Origin of the sequence: Prevotella amnii DSM 23384 = JCM 14753 (assembly GCF_000378745.1) — a bacterium.
Classification (GTDB): domain Bacteria; phylum Bacteroidota; class Bacteroidia; order Bacteroidales; family Bacteroidaceae; genus Prevotella; species Prevotella amnii.
In genome coordinates this window covers 37,308-53,862 of sequence record NZ_KB905265.1, presented here as the reverse complement: position 1 = coordinate 53,862, position 16,555 = coordinate 37,308, and the positions used below count along the sequence as shown (strand labels likewise).

The following is a 16,555-nucleotide window of genomic DNA, read 5'->3' as shown; positions in this document are numbered from 1 at the left end:
TTATGAGTGATTTAACTTGTTTTTATGAAGCACAATTAGTTTTATGGCAAGATGTTAAACAACGTTTTGATGATTTACAGCATATAAGGATAAGGTCTTTAGGAAAATTAAAAGCACAATTTAATCCTTCTCGTATGATAAGTACAGGTGCTAAAATTGATAGGTTTATTATAGAAAAACGACCTTGCTTCTTGTGTGCTGTAAATAGACCTAAAGAGCAAATAGTAAAGTCTTTTAATAGTCATTTTGATATTTTGATTAATCCTTTTCCTATTCTTCCAAAACATTTTACAATACCTTCTATAAGACATGAGCCACAACAAATAAAGAATAATTTTATAGAAATGCTTCTATTTGTAGAAGAATATGCTGAAGAAATTGTTTTTTATAATGGTCCATTTTGTGGGGCGAGTGCTCCTGATCACTTACATTTTCAAGCAGTGCCTAAGATAATGTTACCTGTGTATGAAAATTGGAAAGCATTGGCTAAAACTTCAGAAGAAGTTCTTTTTAGAGAAGATGCGAAAGTGTTATATGTGAATGATTATGTTTGCCCACTTATAGCTATAACAGGTTTGAATATAAATAGTATTGTTTTTTTGTTTAATAAGATATATAAAGAGCTTCCTTTACCAGAAGGCAATGTAGAGCCAATGATGAATGTTATTTCTTGGAAGGAGAAGGATCTTTTTGTAACTTTGATATTCCCTCGTCTTAAACATCGACCAGATTGTTATTATGGAAAATATACAGAACAATGTTTAGTGAGTCCAGGTGCTATAGATATGGGAGGACTTATAATTTTGCCACGTAGGGAAGATTTTGAGACCATTACCCCTTTACAAGCAACTTCTATTCTTAAGGAAGTAACTTTAACATCAGAAGATGTAGAAAAAGTACTTAGTCAACTAAAAAAATAATTATATAGCGATTATGATATATTCAGAAGAACCTATTGTAACTGTTGGTATATTGAGTAATAAGACTATTACTTTTTCCTTAACTAATGATTTTTTGCTAAATGGAAGTAAAAAGGTTTCTGGTACTTATGTTGCAGAGCTTGTAGATGATAAAATTTGTTTAGAAGATGTTTTTTATTCAGAATTATTATTCGTACCAATTAAAGAAAGTTCTATATTTACATTGCAAGATGTAGTAATAGGACTGAATTTTCATTGGCAGCGTAAAGAAGATCAAACTTTTAAAGGTAGTTTGCGTTTGGTAGTGGATAATAGCAGTATATATGCTATAAATGAAATAAAAGTGGAAAATTATCTTTATAGTGTTATATCTAGTGAAATGCGTGCTACGTCGTCACTTGAATTACTTAAGGCTCATGCAGTTATTTCTCGTAGTTGGTTGTTATCGCAGATTATAAATAGAAAGAAAGTCAAGGAAAACAGCTCACAACATGATTTTATTGAAAATTCTCAAAAGATTATTCGGTGGTATGAGCGTTCGGAACATACTCTTTTTGATGTGTGTGCTGATGATCATTGTCAACGTTATCAGGGGCTTGGGCGTGCAATAAGTGTATTTGCAAAACAAGCCATTGATGCAACGCGTGGAGAGGTGTTAACATATAATGGAGAATTATGTGATGCGCGGTTTTCTAAGTGTTGTGGAGGTGTTACTGAGAATTTTGAGTATTGTTGGGATAATATAAAGTATCCTTATCTAAAATCCATTGTAGATACAAGTATAGATAAAAGAAGTTTTTTACCAGATCTTACGAAAGAGGCTATAGCAGAGGAATGGATAAAAACAAGCCCAAAAGCATTTTGTAATACTAAAGATAAGTTAGTCCTTCGTCAGGTGCTTAATGATTACGATCAAGAAACTACAGATTTTTATCGCTGGGAAATATCTTATACACAAACTGAGCTTAGTTCTTTATTAGAAGAAAAATTAGGTATTAAGTTTGGGCAGATACTTTCTCTTAATCCTTTAAAACGTGGTAAGAGTGGGAGATTATATGAGATGGAGATAGAAGGAACAGAACGCTCTATAATATTGGGGAAAGAACTTGAGATACGACGCGTTTTAAGTAAAAGCCATCTTTACAGTTCGGCTTTTGTAGTAGAAAAGAAAGATTTATTAGAAGGTGTACCACAACTTTTCAAAATAGTAGGAGCAGGCTGGGGACATGGTGTAGGTCTTTGTCAGATAGGTGCAGCAGTTATGGGGGCTCAAGGTTATGATTACAAACAAATACTTTCTCATTATTATTCAGATTCTGTATTAACACGCTTGTATCATTAAAAGTAAATATATGAAGAAAGATAGCGACGTTATTAGTGGAATACCAATAGTAAATGTTTGGCACAACCATTGGTTATGGTTGCCTTCACTTTATATGATGAGAGGTTTACCTTATGTGGTGTTGTTTATGACATCATTAGTATTTTTCAGTCAGTTAGGAATAGATAATAGTGATATTATAATATCTAACACATGGCTTATACTTCCTTTTATTTTTCGTCCATTTCTTAGCAGGGTAGTATTAAGCTTTGATAGTAAGCGTTATTGGATTTTGCTTAGTGAATTTATTATAGGATTAAGTTTTATAGGAATAGCCCTTTCTGTTCCGAATAGATATAATTTTAGTTTATCATTTGTATTTCTTTTTGTTATAGCTATTGCTGCATCTATTCACGATATTGCAATAGAGCATTTTTATAAGAGGAATGCTAATTATAGGCGTCGTTCTGCTTTTATGGGAATACGTACTATTTTTTATATGTGTGCTATTGTTATAGGTTTTACTTTCCCACTATTGGCAGTAGGCTATTTTGAAGTAGTTTCACGTTTAGTAAAAACACCATGGATAACAATTTTTTATAGTTTAGGTAGTGTAAGTTTAATATGTTGTCTTTACCATTTCATAGTGTTACCGAAAGCTTATATTCGCGCAAAACTTCCTTTTTGTGTAGGTGTAACAAAAAGATGGTTTTTAGATATTGTGCAAATGATAATGGCACGTAATGGTTATATTTATCATTTGTTGTTTATTTTTTTATATTTATTTCCAGAATTTATTTTTTTACGTATTATAATTTTCTTTCTTTTTGATACTGGTAGTGGTGGCGGATTAGGATTTTCTCCTCAGGAGGTGGGATTTATACATGGTGCAATTGGTTATGTAGCTATTCTCTTAGGAGCAGCTGTAGGCTTTTGGGCAGTTGGCAAGTGTGGTGTTATTACTTTACGTTGGTCGATGGCGTTTGCAATAGTTTTATCTAAGTTGTTGTTTCTTTATCTTAGTTTTTCTTTTAATTCTTCACTTCTTATAGTATCTTTATTTGTGTTTTTAGATTATTTGTTTGCAGGATACTCTGTTGTTATGTATGTGTTGTTGTTACTCTTTTTTACACATGGCAAGCATCCCACTTTCTTTTATTCTATAGGAGCATCAATATTAGGGATATCTTTTTTTTCTTCTAGTATGTTTATAGGTATGTTAACAGAATATTTTAGTTATCAGCAGATATTTATATTTATATCATTTTTAGGAATTATACCTCTTTTTAGTGTAAAGATAATTTCTATTAATAGCGAAACAGATAATATGTTTAAGAAGTTTGTGAGATTACGAAAAATAGAGGTTTTTAAAAATTAATAAAAGAGTCTGCTTTATTAAGTAGATAGTTGTAAATATAATAGAAAAAGAATAATTTTACAGTATAATAATAATTATCATATATGATGAATAAAATTAAGTGTTTTTTATTTGGTGTTATGTTTGTTACATTAGCATCATGTGGTATTACAGAGAAAGTGCCTTTAACGGGAAGAGTGCATCGTATAGGGATTTCTGATGCTCAGATGTTGAGTTTGAGTAATAAAGAATATTCTATGTTTATGACTTCTGCTACAAAATCTGTAAGTAAAGTAAATACTCAAATGGTAGAACGTGTAGGTCATCGTTTATCTTCAGCAGTAGAAAAATATCTTCTTGACAATGGTTATTCGAAAGAAATACAAAATCTGTCATGGGAGTTTAATCTCATTCAGAATAATCAGGCTAATGCTTTTTGTATGCCAGGGGGTAAGATTGTTGTATATGAAGGCTTACTGCCTTATACAAAGAATGAATCAAGTCTTGCCATTGTCTTAGGTCATGAGATAGCTCATGCTGTAGCAAAGCATGGGGCAGAGCAGATAACAAAGAAACAAGCTCAATCTATAGGCACAAGTGTTTTAAGTTCAGTCTTAAATTCTACGGTTGGCTCTGGTGTCGGAGATATTGCTGCGCAAGCAGCTAATGGATATTTTCTTTTTCGTAATTTAAAGTATAGTCGTGCTAATGAAAGTGAGGCAGATTATATGGGGTTGATATTTGCAGCAATGGCTGGCTATAATCCACGTAATGCTATTGATTTTTGGGAGCGGATGTCAGCTGCAACGCAAGGGAAGATTTCAGAGTTTCTTAGTGATCATCCCTCTGATAAGCATCGTATAGAAGATATTAAGAAGTGGATGCCAGAGGCAATGAAATATTACACAATGGCTAAGAATAACATTACAACTACCCCTAATAGTAAAAAGGCTTCTTCAGTAAAAACAAATCGTAGTAAGGGTAAGCATTAGGAATATATATTTTTTTTGTACATGTAGGTATAAGTAAGCAATGTAAAATGTTCTGTTTAGCCAGTTGTAATAGAAGGTATGCTTATTTATAAAAAGCGTTTTTATTTGTAAAATGTAAAAAAGGGGGTTGAAAATCAATCCCCTTTTATTATGAGCTGTCGGGATGACAAGACTTCGGTTGCATTAAGTGTAACTTTAACTTGCTGATATTCAATGGGGCAATTTAATATTATTAGCTATATATTGCCGACTTTCCACCGACAGTATCGATTTCACACTACTTTGTGCTTCAAATATTTGAGTGATATTTTTACTTGCATTTTTAGATAATTACACCGTAAAATCACTTTTTGAAGCCTTCAGGATACATCTTAATTATACGGCATCTTCCACTTTTCTATCAGACTCTTCAGGTATGTTTCCGACAAGTTTTGCCGTAAGTCGGTCAATCGTTTTTTGCTGGCTTTCAATGGTTTTTTGTTGGGTGGATATAATAGAATACAGCTTTTCTGCATCAGTCCTTTTTGCTCCTTTCTGTCCCATAACCAGCCAGTTAGCATCTATATTATCGAAACTCTCGATTATCTTTACTATCGTTTCATAATTTGGTGCATTTCGCCCTGACACAATATTATTTGCAGAAGTCCAGGATATTCCCAGCTTTCGTGCAAACGTACTAACCGTATGCCCCTCTGAATCTAATATATGCTTTATTCGGTCTGTAATAGACTCACTCATTACCATCTACTTCTAATTCTTTGATTAAAGCATTGACAAATTTAATACACTGCTTTGCCAAATATTCTTCTGAGCTCATACCTTTCTTCTCCAAATAATCTGGTACAGGAGCTTTATAAGAAGGCAATAAAGCCGACATAGCAGCTATGGCAGCCTTGCCTCTTAATTCTTCTAATTCTTTATTCATAGTGCTATTTATTTAATATTTCTATGTTATTATCACCAAAGATCAACCTTAAGACTTGATCACGTTTATCTTTCTTTAGCTTAATCTGTAATGAAACCTCAGGCTCATTCTGTTTCGTTTCTTTCTGTGAAACATATACTTCAGGATAAGTTATAATATCTATTTCTCTCATAGAAATAGATGTTGCAAGATTTGAAACTTCCTCTAATTTCAATTTAACTTGTCCACTTAATATCTTACTAAACTGAGACGGACTTGTTTTTAAATAGCCAGCCATAGCAGCTTGTGTAATATTCCTATCATTCATTATCTTGCGAATATTATTAATCAGAGTTTCACTTAACATATTACATTTTTTTTATGTAGTTAAAGTTAGCAAAGATCACATCGCATAATACTGATGTATTTGAAATATATTTTCATTATTTTCAATAAATAAATTCTGTTTTTGAAATTATATTTCTATCTTTGCACTGCGTAAGAATATTTGCATTACGAAAATAATAAAAACATTTGACGTAGGAATGAAAACATTAAAAAAGATTAGAAATGAAATTTACAGAGTACATTAAATCGCTGCCAAATCAGAGGAAGGAGGCGATTATGGATTTAACAAAACTATGTCGTGTGAATGAGAGTACGGTCTACAGATGGCTTCGAGGGGACTTTGTTCCTGATGCTTTGAAAAGAAAGGTTATCTCAGAGTATCTGAATATTCCCGAAAAGGAGCTGTGGCCAAATGTCTAACGACTGCCGAAATTGCGAGTTTCATCGCAATTGTATCAATGGGTTGTATTGCTTTAAACTGAAAAAATACGTTCAATACACCTTCAAGAAAGAATGTGAATCTAAAACAACAAACTTATGAAAACAAAAGACTTTGAAACAGCTATTGCTGCATTAAATGCAGACATCGTCATTGATGAGATGAAATTGAGACATTCCGATGTTCGCCAAGTCATTGCGCACCAAGGCGACAAAGGAATAGTTTGGGACGAACACGGTCGCGCTTTCACTACCCGAGAGAATGATGGCGTTACTATCGCTCCTAACGAAGAAGGTATATGGAGAATAGTAGATGCTCATCCTCTAGATAGAGATAATTTGTTCGACCTAAAATTCGATTAACAATGACCAGTATAAGAAAGATAATGAAGCTATCCAAAAGAAAGGCTGTCGCAAAAGAAATCCGTTTTCGTGGTAAATTCAAAGTAAAACCAGTATTCACTCCTACTTGGCGAAAACGTTGGCGAGATGGAGTAGCGAAAACATTAAGAAATTTTCTAAAAAATGTTCATTGATAAAGATGGCTGGGGAAATTACTCCATACAAGAACTCACGGATAAAGAGCTTAAACTGCTCCGTGCTGCATTACAAGCCTATGTTCAATGCAAATTTGGTCATGTGGATAAAACTGACCGGCTACGAATTTGGAAATTTGACAGAGAATTCAATAGTATAATTAAGCATGAAAAATAATGGAAAGAATAAACGGTGGACTGCACAAGAGGCTGAGTATGTTCAGCAGAACCTTGTCAAGGTCTCATTTGAGGATATGGCTGCCAGTCTTGGTCGCAGCCCGATGTCCGTCAGACTTTTTGTTCCGCGCAGGAGAATGACTCCTGGCCCATTGGTTAAACGCAATTTATCGATGGAGATGCTGAAGCTGAAGTTCAGACATCTCGAAGAATTTACCCCTACAAGGGCTTTTTATAAGGAAACTGGTATCGGGCAACGCCGTTGGTGGGATTTGTACTACGGAAGGAAATCAATCACAGGAGAGGAATACATCGCAGTGGCGGAGTTCTTGGGTATACCATTTAAGAAGTGTTGGAATCACGCCAGTTAGAATTATTTGAGGAAAAATAATATGGTAGATAAGTCATTTATTGAAAAGGTAAAATCTGCTTTGAACATCGTGAACGTGGTCGAGTCTTTTACACACTTGCATAAAGCTGGCGTAAACTATAAGGGAGTCTGTCCATTCCATGATGATCACACACCGTCTATGGTGGTAAGCCCTTCAAGGCAGACTTATCATTGTTTTGTTTGTGGAGCGAGCGGTGATGTCATCTCGTTCGTCCAACATCATCTTAACTTGAGCTTCATCGAAGCCTTACGTTGGTGCGCCACCTTAGCAGGATTGGAGTTTCCACAGAAGGAAATGAGTCCTGAAGAAGAAGCAAAGTATAAACAAAAGGAAGCACAGCGGATTGCTATCGAGGCAGCAGCCAAGTTTTTCCAAAAGAATCTATCTCAAGTCGAGAGTTTTTTGAATAACCGTGGGTACAAATTAGATGACAAAGCATTATCCGACTTCGGTGTAGGCTATGCCCCAGTGGGCAATGTCGCAATGAACACGCTCACTGCTGCTGGTTACTCACTCGACCGATTGAAGGAAGTCGATGTTGTTGGTTCTACTGAAGGTAGGTTCTACGACCGATTCAGAGACCGTGTAATGTTCCCTTTCTATGATATGCAGGGACATATTATCGGTTTTTCAGGGCGTATCATTACACCAAGGGAGGGTGTTGGTAAGTACGTGAACACAGGAGAAACACCCCTCTTTACAAAAGGTAAGCATATTTTTGGTCTTTACCAGGCAAGAAAGCCCATCGGCAAAAAAGGCTACGCTTATCTTGTAGAAGGTCAGTTCGATGTTATGTCCCTTCATAAGGTTGGCGTGGAGCACGTAATCGGTGGAAGTGGGACGGCATTTACAGATGACCAGATAAAGCTACTTCTTCGCTTCACGGACTCTATCGTTATGGTCTATGACGCAGATGCAGCAGGAGTCAAGGCTTCGTTGAAGAATTGCGAGCTGCTATTGAAAGCTGGGGCAAAGGTTAAATGTATTCGTCTCCCGAAAGGAACCGACCCCGACGAATTTGCCAAAGCCAATGGAGAGGCAACACAAGATAAGTTCAAAGAACTGACAGAACCTTTCCCCAAGGCTCTCAAAAGAATGATGATACCTCACGGCTGTAAGGACGAGACAGTTATTGCCGACTGCCTGAATACGATATGTTCGCTTGTTGCTTTCGTTCAGGACGCTGCTCTGAGATTAGAGTATATTAAGTCTATTGCTGTCGATTTCAAGAGCAAGATCGGCATTATTGACGGTAAGGTCAGAGGCTTACGTGCCAAGGTAAAGGAAGTATTGCCTCAAACCAAGACGCAGTCGGGTATCTTTGGTTTTGATGCGCTAAAGGAGAATCTTGAAAGCGACCGTCCAGGTATTTTAACCTCGGTTATGCAGGAATTTCTTGACGGTTATGGTGAAGAACCTATCGTCTATGTTGCTGGTCGCCCATCCAGCAATGATATTCAGGAGCTACGCCGTGTTTATTGCTATTTTGCATCATCAGAAACAGGCTGTAGCATTAATGCAGACGGCGATGAAAGCGACTATCTAAGTACACTTGCAGAGATGTTTCGCTCAGGCATCAATATTCAGATGACCTACAATGACTCCACAGGCTCGTTCGTCGATTACTACATTGGGCTGTATGGCAGGTTCTTAGAAACCTTCCAAGGAGATAAAGTTCCCCTTGTTTCTCGATGTATTGAACTCACATCTTATGCAGAGGATACGGTAATCACGGTAAACCGTAATCACTACTGTTCAAATCTAAAGCTCACCAAGGGACAGTTTGATGAACTGAGAAAGCCTTTCGTTTCCAAGCGCAAGGCTGCGATGAAGGTGAGTATGCAAGCAGATAACCTTGACGATGAGGAGTTCGATGTAAACGAGCCTCCTGATTATGTGATGGAGAATGAGGACTACCGAAAGATGTGGAAAGAATGTGGCTATTATCCCCGTTTAAATAAAAAGAGCGAACCTGTATGCTATATGTTCCGCAATAAGAACGGTAATGGAATGACACAGGTAGCCGACTTCTTTATGACTCCGCTGCTTCACATCTTTTCTGATGATTTCGAGCAAAACAAGCGTGTGCTTCGTATCAATCGTCGCTTTTATGACACCCCCATCTACATAGAGATACCTTCCAAGGCAATGCTGAAGATGTCATCGATAGAGGAAGTGCTTATCAATTACGAAGCCGTGAACTTTAATGGCGAGGAATGGCAATGGAAAGCCATCAAGACATATATGAGCCGACATTTCGTGATGTGTTCAGAGGTCAATACATATGGCAATCAGCAGAGCGAGGGTATGAGCCGTAAGGCAGACGAACAATTCTTCGCATTCGCCAACGGTATATTCCACAACGTAGAGGGGAAATGGCAGTTTGAGCCAGTCAATGAACTGGGAGTTGTTACACACAACAAGAACAACTACTATCTGCCAGCATTCTCAACGATATATGCTGGCAGTGGAAAGCAATCGGATAAGTACGAGCTTATCAGTCAACTGGTATATAAGGAAGTTCCTGCGGAGAAAAGGGTAACATTCGAGAAGTGGGCATCGTTGATGGACCAGGTCTATAAAATCAACGATAATGGAAAGTGGGCACTTATCTTCGCCATTATGTGTGCCTTTCGAAGCAACATCCACTGCATCGACCGATTGTTCACAGCTCCTTTCTTTATGGGTCCGATGTCTTCAGGTAAAACACAGATTGCCATATCCATTCGCTCACTCTTCATTTCCCCAAATATTCCTATCTTCAACCTGAATACAGGTACCGACGCAGCCATGGCCACTATTATGGGTATGTTCAAGGATGTTCCAGTCGTACTTGACGAATACAATAACAAGGACATCAGCGATAATAAGTTTCAAGCATTGAAAGGTATCGTATATGACGGTGATGGGAAGCAGAAGCGTAAGGGTACATCAGGAAGGGAAATAGAAAATGATAAAGTGTTTGCCCCAGTCGTTATCTGCGGTCAGGAAACCCCACAGCGTGATGATAATGCGCTTATGAGCCGTGTTATTGTGTGCGAAGTACCCAAGCCTCGCAACAGAACACAGGAGGAAGTTCGTATCTTCGAGGAATTGAAGACTATTGAAGACCCAAATAAGGTGGGACTGTCAAATGTGCTGCTTCAGATATTGGAACTTCGCCCAATGTTTATGGACCACTTCCGTCATCTCAAGCAAGAGGCGTACAATGAGCTGAAACAAGATGTTATCAATTCAGGAGAAATGGATCGTTTAATGAAGACTGCTTCGCTGTTCCTTGGAACAGTGAAATTGATAGAGCAATATTCCAGCCTTCAGCTTCCGTTTGCATACGCAGAGTTCTTCAAGATTGCACAAGAGAAAATCAGATTCCAGCTTTCTCTCATCCGTAGCACAGATAAATTGGCAATGTTCTTCACGGCTGTCAACAATATGATTGACACAAAGCAGGTTATCGAGGGTCGTGAGTTCCTCATCGAGCAGCCAAAGAAGGTTACAGGCAAGGATTCTCGAGGCGACCAGCATACATTCACGTTCGAGCCTGACACGAACATCATGTTTATCCGTCTCAGTTCGGTATTCAGCATCTTCGACCGCAGCGGATATAATAGTGAGGGCAGCACGCTGTCTACCATCGAGCAGAATCTACGTAGTCATCCCTCATATATAGGAACCGTTCCCTCTCGTCGATTTACATGGGAGGAAACAGAGGATGTTACACGAACTGATTATGATATTACACTGGTGAAGATACGTAAATCAAAATCAACTTCTACATCAGCAGTAATCATCGACTATGATAAGTTTAGGGAAATATATAATATCGATTTTAGGCGCACATATCCCGAAGAAGCTAAACCAAAGGAAGATGCTAAACCTATTCCAGTATCTGAACAACCGACCCAACTTGCAGACCCTGCACTACCATTCCCTGCAATGGTTGATAGCGACGAACCTTTCTAAGCATCCATTATCATATATATCCTCAGCCGTACCTGTCCGCAATGGGTAGGTGCGTTTTTTTATGCAAATGTTAATCTTTTCATCATTTGATGATATTATTAGCCAAATATTTGCATAATCCGCAAAAGATGATAATATTTGTAATGTCAAAATAAAACAAACAAATAATGAAAAGAACAGAAAAAGAAGACGAGCTTATCCAACTCATTCGCAATTATCGAAGAGCCTACCTTAATGGAGCAAAGATGATGGAACGAGAAATTATCGAGTTTGTTTACGAGTTAATGGAGCAAGAGTAACAAATCGCCCTCCCTGCAAATGGAGGGTATAAAAGGCAAATAATATGAAAGTAGCTATTAAAAAACAAAAGGCAAGTGTTCGTCAAGTGCTGGACGATGTATATGAGGAAGTTAACTGGGCATACCTTGCCAAAAACTATTTTGGAAAGAGTCGCACATGGCTGTATCACAAATTTAGTGGACGGAACAATGGTGCACCCGATGATTTCAGCGATGTTGACCGTGAAAAACTGCGCGCAGCCTTGAAAGATATTTCAGTTCGTGTAGCCAATGCCGCAGACAGGCTCTAATCCAGTCTGGTTTTATTTTGACGCGCCCCGACACATTTACTTGTGTTGGGGCTTTTTCTTACAAGGTAATTATTATTATCTTAAATATTGACAATCAAAACACACATTTTCCCCTGTACCCCAAAAAAATATAAGAAAGCAATAAAAACAACGATTTTGAAAATAATTTTTTAAAAAAGTGCTTCCTACAATCCTACAATCCTACAAATGACATTTAGTTTTTAAGTGATATTGTTTATAACTATTTATATATCATATATTTATATCTGTTTATTAAAGGTTTTATGTTTGTAGGATATGCTGTAGGATTGTAGGATGTTGTAGGAAATGGCTTTTTTTTGTAGGAAATGGTTTTTGAGTCGCTTCGTCCTACAAATTATCCCATTTTAGGTCATAGTAGGAGGTTGTAGGTTCGCTTTTTTGAGTGAAATAGGACAACTTTTGTTGTATTCCTTTTTTTAACTCATTTATTTTCAGTAACTTTGTGAAACCCGTTTAAAATTTGTAGGATTGTAGGACGGTAGGAAGCTAAAATCTTTAAAAAGCAATGTACAAAGAAAAAAGAGCTCTCAAAAAAATAACGACTATCAGGATAGAACCCTATCTTGCAGAGTATGTCATTGGAAAATATGGATTAGATCAGAAGAGTAAGGCAGTAAAAATACCTTACAATACAGACCTTTATCACTGTGTTTGGGAGAATATGTCGCATAGTCGTTCTAATGAAGCCGATATAAAAGACGGTAATCTTTATATCCAGCTACCCACAAGGAAGGCTGGTAATGGCGTTGCTTGGAAAGACCCTGCCTATTACAACTACCTTTCCGTGGCCGCAGCTAAGGAGATAGAGAAGCAGATACGACGAATGTTCAATTTTGAACTGCACCGTGTTCTGTTGGAGAACGAGGAGTTCGGTAGGCAACGTAGGAACATTGATGTCATCTACGATTTTATTCACACCTATCAGTTGAAGTCTATCTCCTCAGATGCGCTTTTGAAGAATTATTATCGTTTCCGAAACCGCCTCAGACCTAAGAAGGTGCGCAAGTATCAAAAAGTTGCATCCAATTAAAGTTTTTTAATACAGACCGAACTATTGTTTTTGTCATTCAAATATCGCAGACTATGTTAGAGTTCTTAAATGCCGTTCAAGTGCGTCTTGTTAATCAAGATAAACACGAAAAGGAAAATGTGTATGATTTTATCGCCGACACCTTCTCATACATACCACAACTTACTGACAATGATGCCGGTAATTATTGGAATTGTGATAAGACCTTAGTGATAGACCTCCCCGTCAAGGAGGTTCGCAGGGTATTCTCTGTTGAACGAAGTGCCATTGTTACAATCAAGACATCAGACAGGAAACCCCATAGTATAGGCACTTCCGATATTCCTGCACGAGTTCAGATAGCCTCTAATCTCACCTCCGCCAACCTCGTTATAAAGTGCAAAATGCTTACAGACCCTCTTTTGTAGGTCTTTTGTCTACACCTTATTATATAGTAAATTCGCATCAAAAATAAGTTGATGAACGAATTACAGAACCTACTTGTATCAGGTAAACCACTATGGATAACGGTAGATGGTTTCCGTCAAGCCATGCTCTCAGTTTTTCCTTTGCATGGAAAAATCGACGATAATGCAGACCCGAAATCTGCACGTGGATTTTCTCAAGCCGAGAAAGAGGTTTATTTGAAAAACCACACTTGGTATCAGTTTGAAACCCATACTGCCCTTCAGAAACTCATCAAGGTGCTTGCACAGGAAGGGGGGGCTGCGGTAACGCTTACCGATGAGTTCGACGATGAGCAGCTCCCTGATAATTCTATTGCCTACCACCGTGTGTTTGGCATAGTGATGGCAGAGGGTTATTGGTGGTTTTCTTCCAAGCAACTTGAAGCCGACCTCCTCGCTGCCGAAGCCAACCCACAGATTTCTTGCCATTTCCTTCACATCAACTCGCCTGGTGGCGAGGCGTGGTATCTTGACCGCCTGAGCGAAACGCTCCGCAATTGTAAAAAGCCAATCCTTACCTTCTATGAGAAGATGTGCTGTTCGGCAGGATACTATATCGGTTGTCATGGTAACCGTATCTATGCGCTGACGGAGAACGATTACGCAGGTTGCATCGGCACGATGTGTAGCTTTTACGACTTCGAGGATTATTTTGCCAAACTCGGTATCAAGAAAGTAGAAGCCAAGGCTACCAATTCCGATCTCAAGAATAAGACATTCGATGACCTCCGTCATGGTAAGGATGAAGCTTTCGTTCAGAATATTCTCAACCCTCTCAACGCCCAGTTCCTCGCAGAGGTAAGGGGACAGCGTAAGTCGCTGGCAGAGTTGCCCGACGATGCCCCTGTGCTTCGTGGTGAGACCTTCTACACGCCAAAGGCTGTGGAGATAGGTCTTGCCGATGGTAGCAAAACTATGGCTGAAGCCGTGGCCGAAGCAATGACAATGGGAAGCGAATATTCCAACGCCAACAAATTGAAGACTGCCATATACAATATTTAATTCTTTAGTTTTTAGTTTATTATGAATTTCAAAGAAAAGTTGAAAAGCGTTCTTGACCTCTTGCAGCTCGGCAAGAAGTTCGAGGACAAGACTCTTTCTCAAGAGGAGTTCAATTCTATTGTGGCTGAATACCAGAAGAAGTATCAGACCACGCTGAATGATGACCTTGCTGCGGAACAGGCAGCCAAGCAGACCGCCAAGCAGGCTGCCGAGTTCCAGCAGATGCTCAACACCATTCAGTCAGTTATTAAAGGTGTAGACCCTGCGTCTAAGGAGAACGAGAATCCCGAAGAGGAGCAGCCACAAAGCAATGCCACTCTTGAGGGTATTCTTGAGTCGCTCAATGGTATGCGTGCCGACTTCCAGGCCCTTGCAAAGAAGCCTGAAGAGGACAAACCAACACAGACTATTACGGTTTCTTCTGTTAGCATCAATGGCTTTGGCAACACACCTAAGTATCTCTTCGGTGTAGAACACCAAATGTTCTCGATGCAGGATCGCTGGAATAAGATTGCCGCCAATCCTCGTGCTGCCGCAGCATTGCCTGAAGTAGACGAGCAGGTGGATGGTGTTGCCTTTTACAAGGCTGCCTACGGCTTTGCCAAGTCGCTCAAGGCTCGTTACCAGTACCTTCAGGAGAATAAGTTGCTCGATGCCCCAGCCCTCGCTGCTGGTAAGTATGCCACCAACTATGAGGGTGTGGACAAGGCTGGTGTCGGCGACCAGTTCATCGTTCTTCGTCAGGACGCACTCATCGCACGTGTGCTTCAGCTCCGCGATATGACCCAGTACTTCCCAGTGGCTTACGGCTATCAGGATAGAGGTCTTGTTTTCAATGCCTTCTTCGACGAGGTTTCACAGGCTTATCAGACAGGTGAAGTATTCAAGGGTGGCATGAAGATCGAGAATCACATGGGTTACGTTGATGATGCCATGATCAAGATGGAATGGGGACCAATGAAGGAATTAGAACGCAAGTACATCGGTTATCTCAACAAGGAAGGCTCTGACCCTATCAAGTGGACGATGATAGAGTATCAGTTACTCAATACCCTTACCACAGCGCAGGTGGAACAGAACAAACGCCGTATGCGTGGTATCTACGTGAAGCCCGAGACTGGTGTGGCTGGTTCTTATCTCAACGCTGGTACAGGTATCCTCTATACCTTGTTGCGCTATGTGCATCAGTACGACATTAAGCCACACGTGGACGAGGACTACCGCAGCTATACACAGGCAACGATGTTGGCTGCCGTTCAGGAGTTCCTTGCCGATGTTCGCAGCACCGTTACCGAGGATATGGATATCGACCAGCACGTTATCTACCTCAACAAGAACCATCAGGGCTGGTGGATTAAGAATGTCCGCACTACCTATGGTAAGGATACCGATTTCACGGGTCCGATGGGTGCGCTCAACGTAGTACCCGATACTACCACGAACATTATTTGGCTGCCTTACCTCGGTCAGCTCCCATTTATGATGTTGCATCAGCCCGGTAACCTCCAGTTCTTGGAGTATATTCCTGGAGAGATGCTCGCTATGAAGATGCAGGAGCAGATGGAGCAGGTACGTGCGTGGAGTACTTGGAAGGAAGGCTGCTCGGCTTCATTCACAGGTCGCCGCTTCGATAACCGTGATGCTATGGATAAGAACGCTTACGAATGGCAGCAAATTTTCATCAACCTCTTCGCTGCCACCATTAAGGATAAGGTGGACGGCAACGATGGTTTTTGGCAGATTACAGATGCTACCACCACCACCGATACCATTACCGACATCGTCAATGCCAAGAAAGGTGTAGCCTACTGCATCGAGGCTGGTGTGGCAGATCATCTTCCAACCATCGCCAAGTCGGGTAAGTTCGCCAATATCTCGGATGCCTTCACGGCAACGAAGGTGGGCGACTACATTATGGTTATCATCGGAGGCGATGGCAACTTCCGTGAGCTGGAGCGTTGCGTAGGTGGCAAGCGCACCATCAATAAGGAGTTGCAGCCTAATGTTCCAGGCGGCAGGTAAATATCGGCCATTTTTTAGTTGTTAGTTAAATGATAGTTGAACGCAGGGGGCAGCTTTAGGGCTGCTCCCTACAAAA

At 39.5% G+C, this 16,555-nt stretch carries 16 protein-coding genes; 13 read left to right on the top strand and 3 right to left on the bottom strand.

What is annotated here, in order from left to right; translation table 11 throughout:
• Positions 1 to 2: 2 nt before the first annotated feature.
• From F596_RS0100330 to F596_RS0100315, 4 genes are all read left to right on the top strand, one after another.
• Positions 3 to 920, top strand: coding sequence for a DUF4922 domain-containing protein (locus tag F596_RS0100330; protein ID WP_019035415.1), 918 nt, complete (start codon positions 3 to 5; stop codon positions 918 to 920).
• A gap of 13 nt (positions 921 to 933) precedes the next feature.
• Positions 934 to 2,262 carry a SpoIID/LytB domain-containing protein gene (locus F596_RS0100325; protein ID WP_019035414.1) on the top strand — a complete coding sequence of 443 codons (1,329 nt, stop codon included), beginning with the start codon at positions 934 to 936 and terminating at the stop codon, positions 2,260 to 2,262.
• 10 nt (positions 2,263 to 2,272) lie between these two features.
• Positions 2,273 to 3,619 (top strand): MFS transporter, encoded by a 1,347-nt coding sequence (locus F596_RS0100320; RefSeq protein WP_019035413.1) that lies wholly within the window; start codon positions 2,273 to 2,275, stop codon positions 3,617 to 3,619.
• Positions 3,620 to 3,705: 86 nt separating this feature from the next.
• A complete protein-coding gene (locus F596_RS0100315; RefSeq protein ID WP_024992577.1) occupies positions 3,706 to 4,590 on the top strand; it encodes a M48 family metallopeptidase in 885 nt (294 codons plus the stop codon).
• A 375-nt stretch (positions 4,591 to 4,965) separates the two neighbouring features.
• Here the strand turns inward: F596_RS0100315 and F596_RS0100310 are convergent, their stop codons facing one another.
• The 3 genes from F596_RS0100310 to F596_RS0100300 are packed head-to-tail and all read right to left on the bottom strand — an operon-like array spanning position 4,966 to position 5,861.
• Positions 4,966 to 5,328 (bottom strand): helix-turn-helix domain-containing protein, encoded by a 363-nt coding sequence (locus tag F596_RS0100310; protein WP_019035411.1) that lies wholly within the window; start codon positions 5,326 to 5,328, stop codon positions 4,966 to 4,968.
• Positions 5,321 to 5,515 carry a hypothetical protein gene (locus F596_RS0100305; RefSeq protein WP_019035410.1) on the bottom strand — a complete coding sequence of 65 codons (195 nt, stop codon included), beginning with the start codon at positions 5,513 to 5,515 and terminating at the stop codon, positions 5,321 to 5,323. Before F596_RS0100305 ends, F596_RS0100310 begins: the two co-directional genes overlap by 8 nt.
• 4 nt (positions 5,516 to 5,519) lie before the next feature.
• Positions 5,520 to 5,861, bottom strand: a complete 342-nt coding sequence (locus tag F596_RS0100300; RefSeq protein ID WP_019035409.1) for a helix-turn-helix domain-containing protein — start codon at positions 5,859 to 5,861, stop codon at positions 5,520 to 5,522.
• A gap of 581 nt (positions 5,862 to 6,442) precedes the next feature.
• On the opposite strand from F596_RS0100300, the gene F596_RS0100290 reads away from it, so the two are divergent.
• From F596_RS0100290 to F596_RS0100240, 9 genes are all read left to right on the top strand, one after another.
• Positions 6,443 to 6,643: a 4-hydroxybenzoyl-CoA thioesterase gene (locus tag F596_RS0100290; RefSeq protein ID WP_231551691.1), complete on the top strand. Its 201-nt coding sequence runs from the start codon at positions 6,443 to 6,445 to the stop codon at positions 6,641 to 6,643.
• Between the two features lie 454 nt (positions 6,644 to 7,097).
• Positions 7,098 to 7,364, top strand: a complete 267-nt coding sequence (locus F596_RS10710) for an XRE family transcriptional regulator (protein ID WP_248621385.1) — start codon at positions 7,098 to 7,100, stop codon at positions 7,362 to 7,364.
• Between the two features lie 21 nt (positions 7,365 to 7,385).
• Complete coding sequence (gene dnaG / locus F596_RS0100270) at positions 7,386 to 11,348, top strand: DNA primase (protein ID WP_019035404.1); 3,963 nt, start codon at positions 7,386 to 7,388, stop codon at positions 11,346 to 11,348.
• Between the two features lie 167 nt (positions 11,349 to 11,515).
• Entirely contained in the window at positions 11,516 to 11,647 is a 132-nt protein-coding gene (locus tag F596_RS12210; protein ID WP_019035403.1) for a hypothetical protein, read from the top strand.
• 44 nt (positions 11,648 to 11,691) lie between these two features.
• Positions 11,692 to 11,937, top strand: coding sequence for a DUF5053 domain-containing protein (locus F596_RS0100260; RefSeq protein WP_019035402.1), 246 nt, complete (start codon positions 11,692 to 11,694; stop codon positions 11,935 to 11,937).
• A 547-nt stretch (positions 11,938 to 12,484) separates the two neighbouring features.
• The gene (locus F596_RS0100255; protein ID WP_019035401.1) at positions 12,485 to 13,009 is read left to right on the top strand and encodes a hypothetical protein; all 525 of its coding nucleotides are present in this window, start codon (positions 12,485 to 12,487) and stop codon (positions 13,007 to 13,009) included.
• A gap of 53 nt (positions 13,010 to 13,062) precedes the next feature.
• Positions 13,063 to 13,416 carry a hypothetical protein gene (locus F596_RS0100250; protein ID WP_019035400.1) on the top strand — a complete coding sequence of 118 codons (354 nt, stop codon included), beginning with the start codon at positions 13,063 to 13,065 and terminating at the stop codon, positions 13,414 to 13,416.
• Between the two features lie 51 nt (positions 13,417 to 13,467).
• Complete coding sequence (locus tag F596_RS0100245) at positions 13,468 to 14,457, top strand: S49 family peptidase (protein ID WP_019035399.1); 990 nt, start codon at positions 13,468 to 13,470, stop codon at positions 14,455 to 14,457.
• A gap of 21 nt (positions 14,458 to 14,478) precedes the next feature.
• The gene (locus tag F596_RS0100240) at positions 14,479 to 16,479 is read left to right on the top strand and encodes a hypothetical protein (protein ID WP_019035398.1); all 2,001 of its coding nucleotides are present in this window, start codon (positions 14,479 to 14,481) and stop codon (positions 16,477 to 16,479) included.
• Positions 16,480 to 16,555 lie beyond the last annotated feature (76 nt).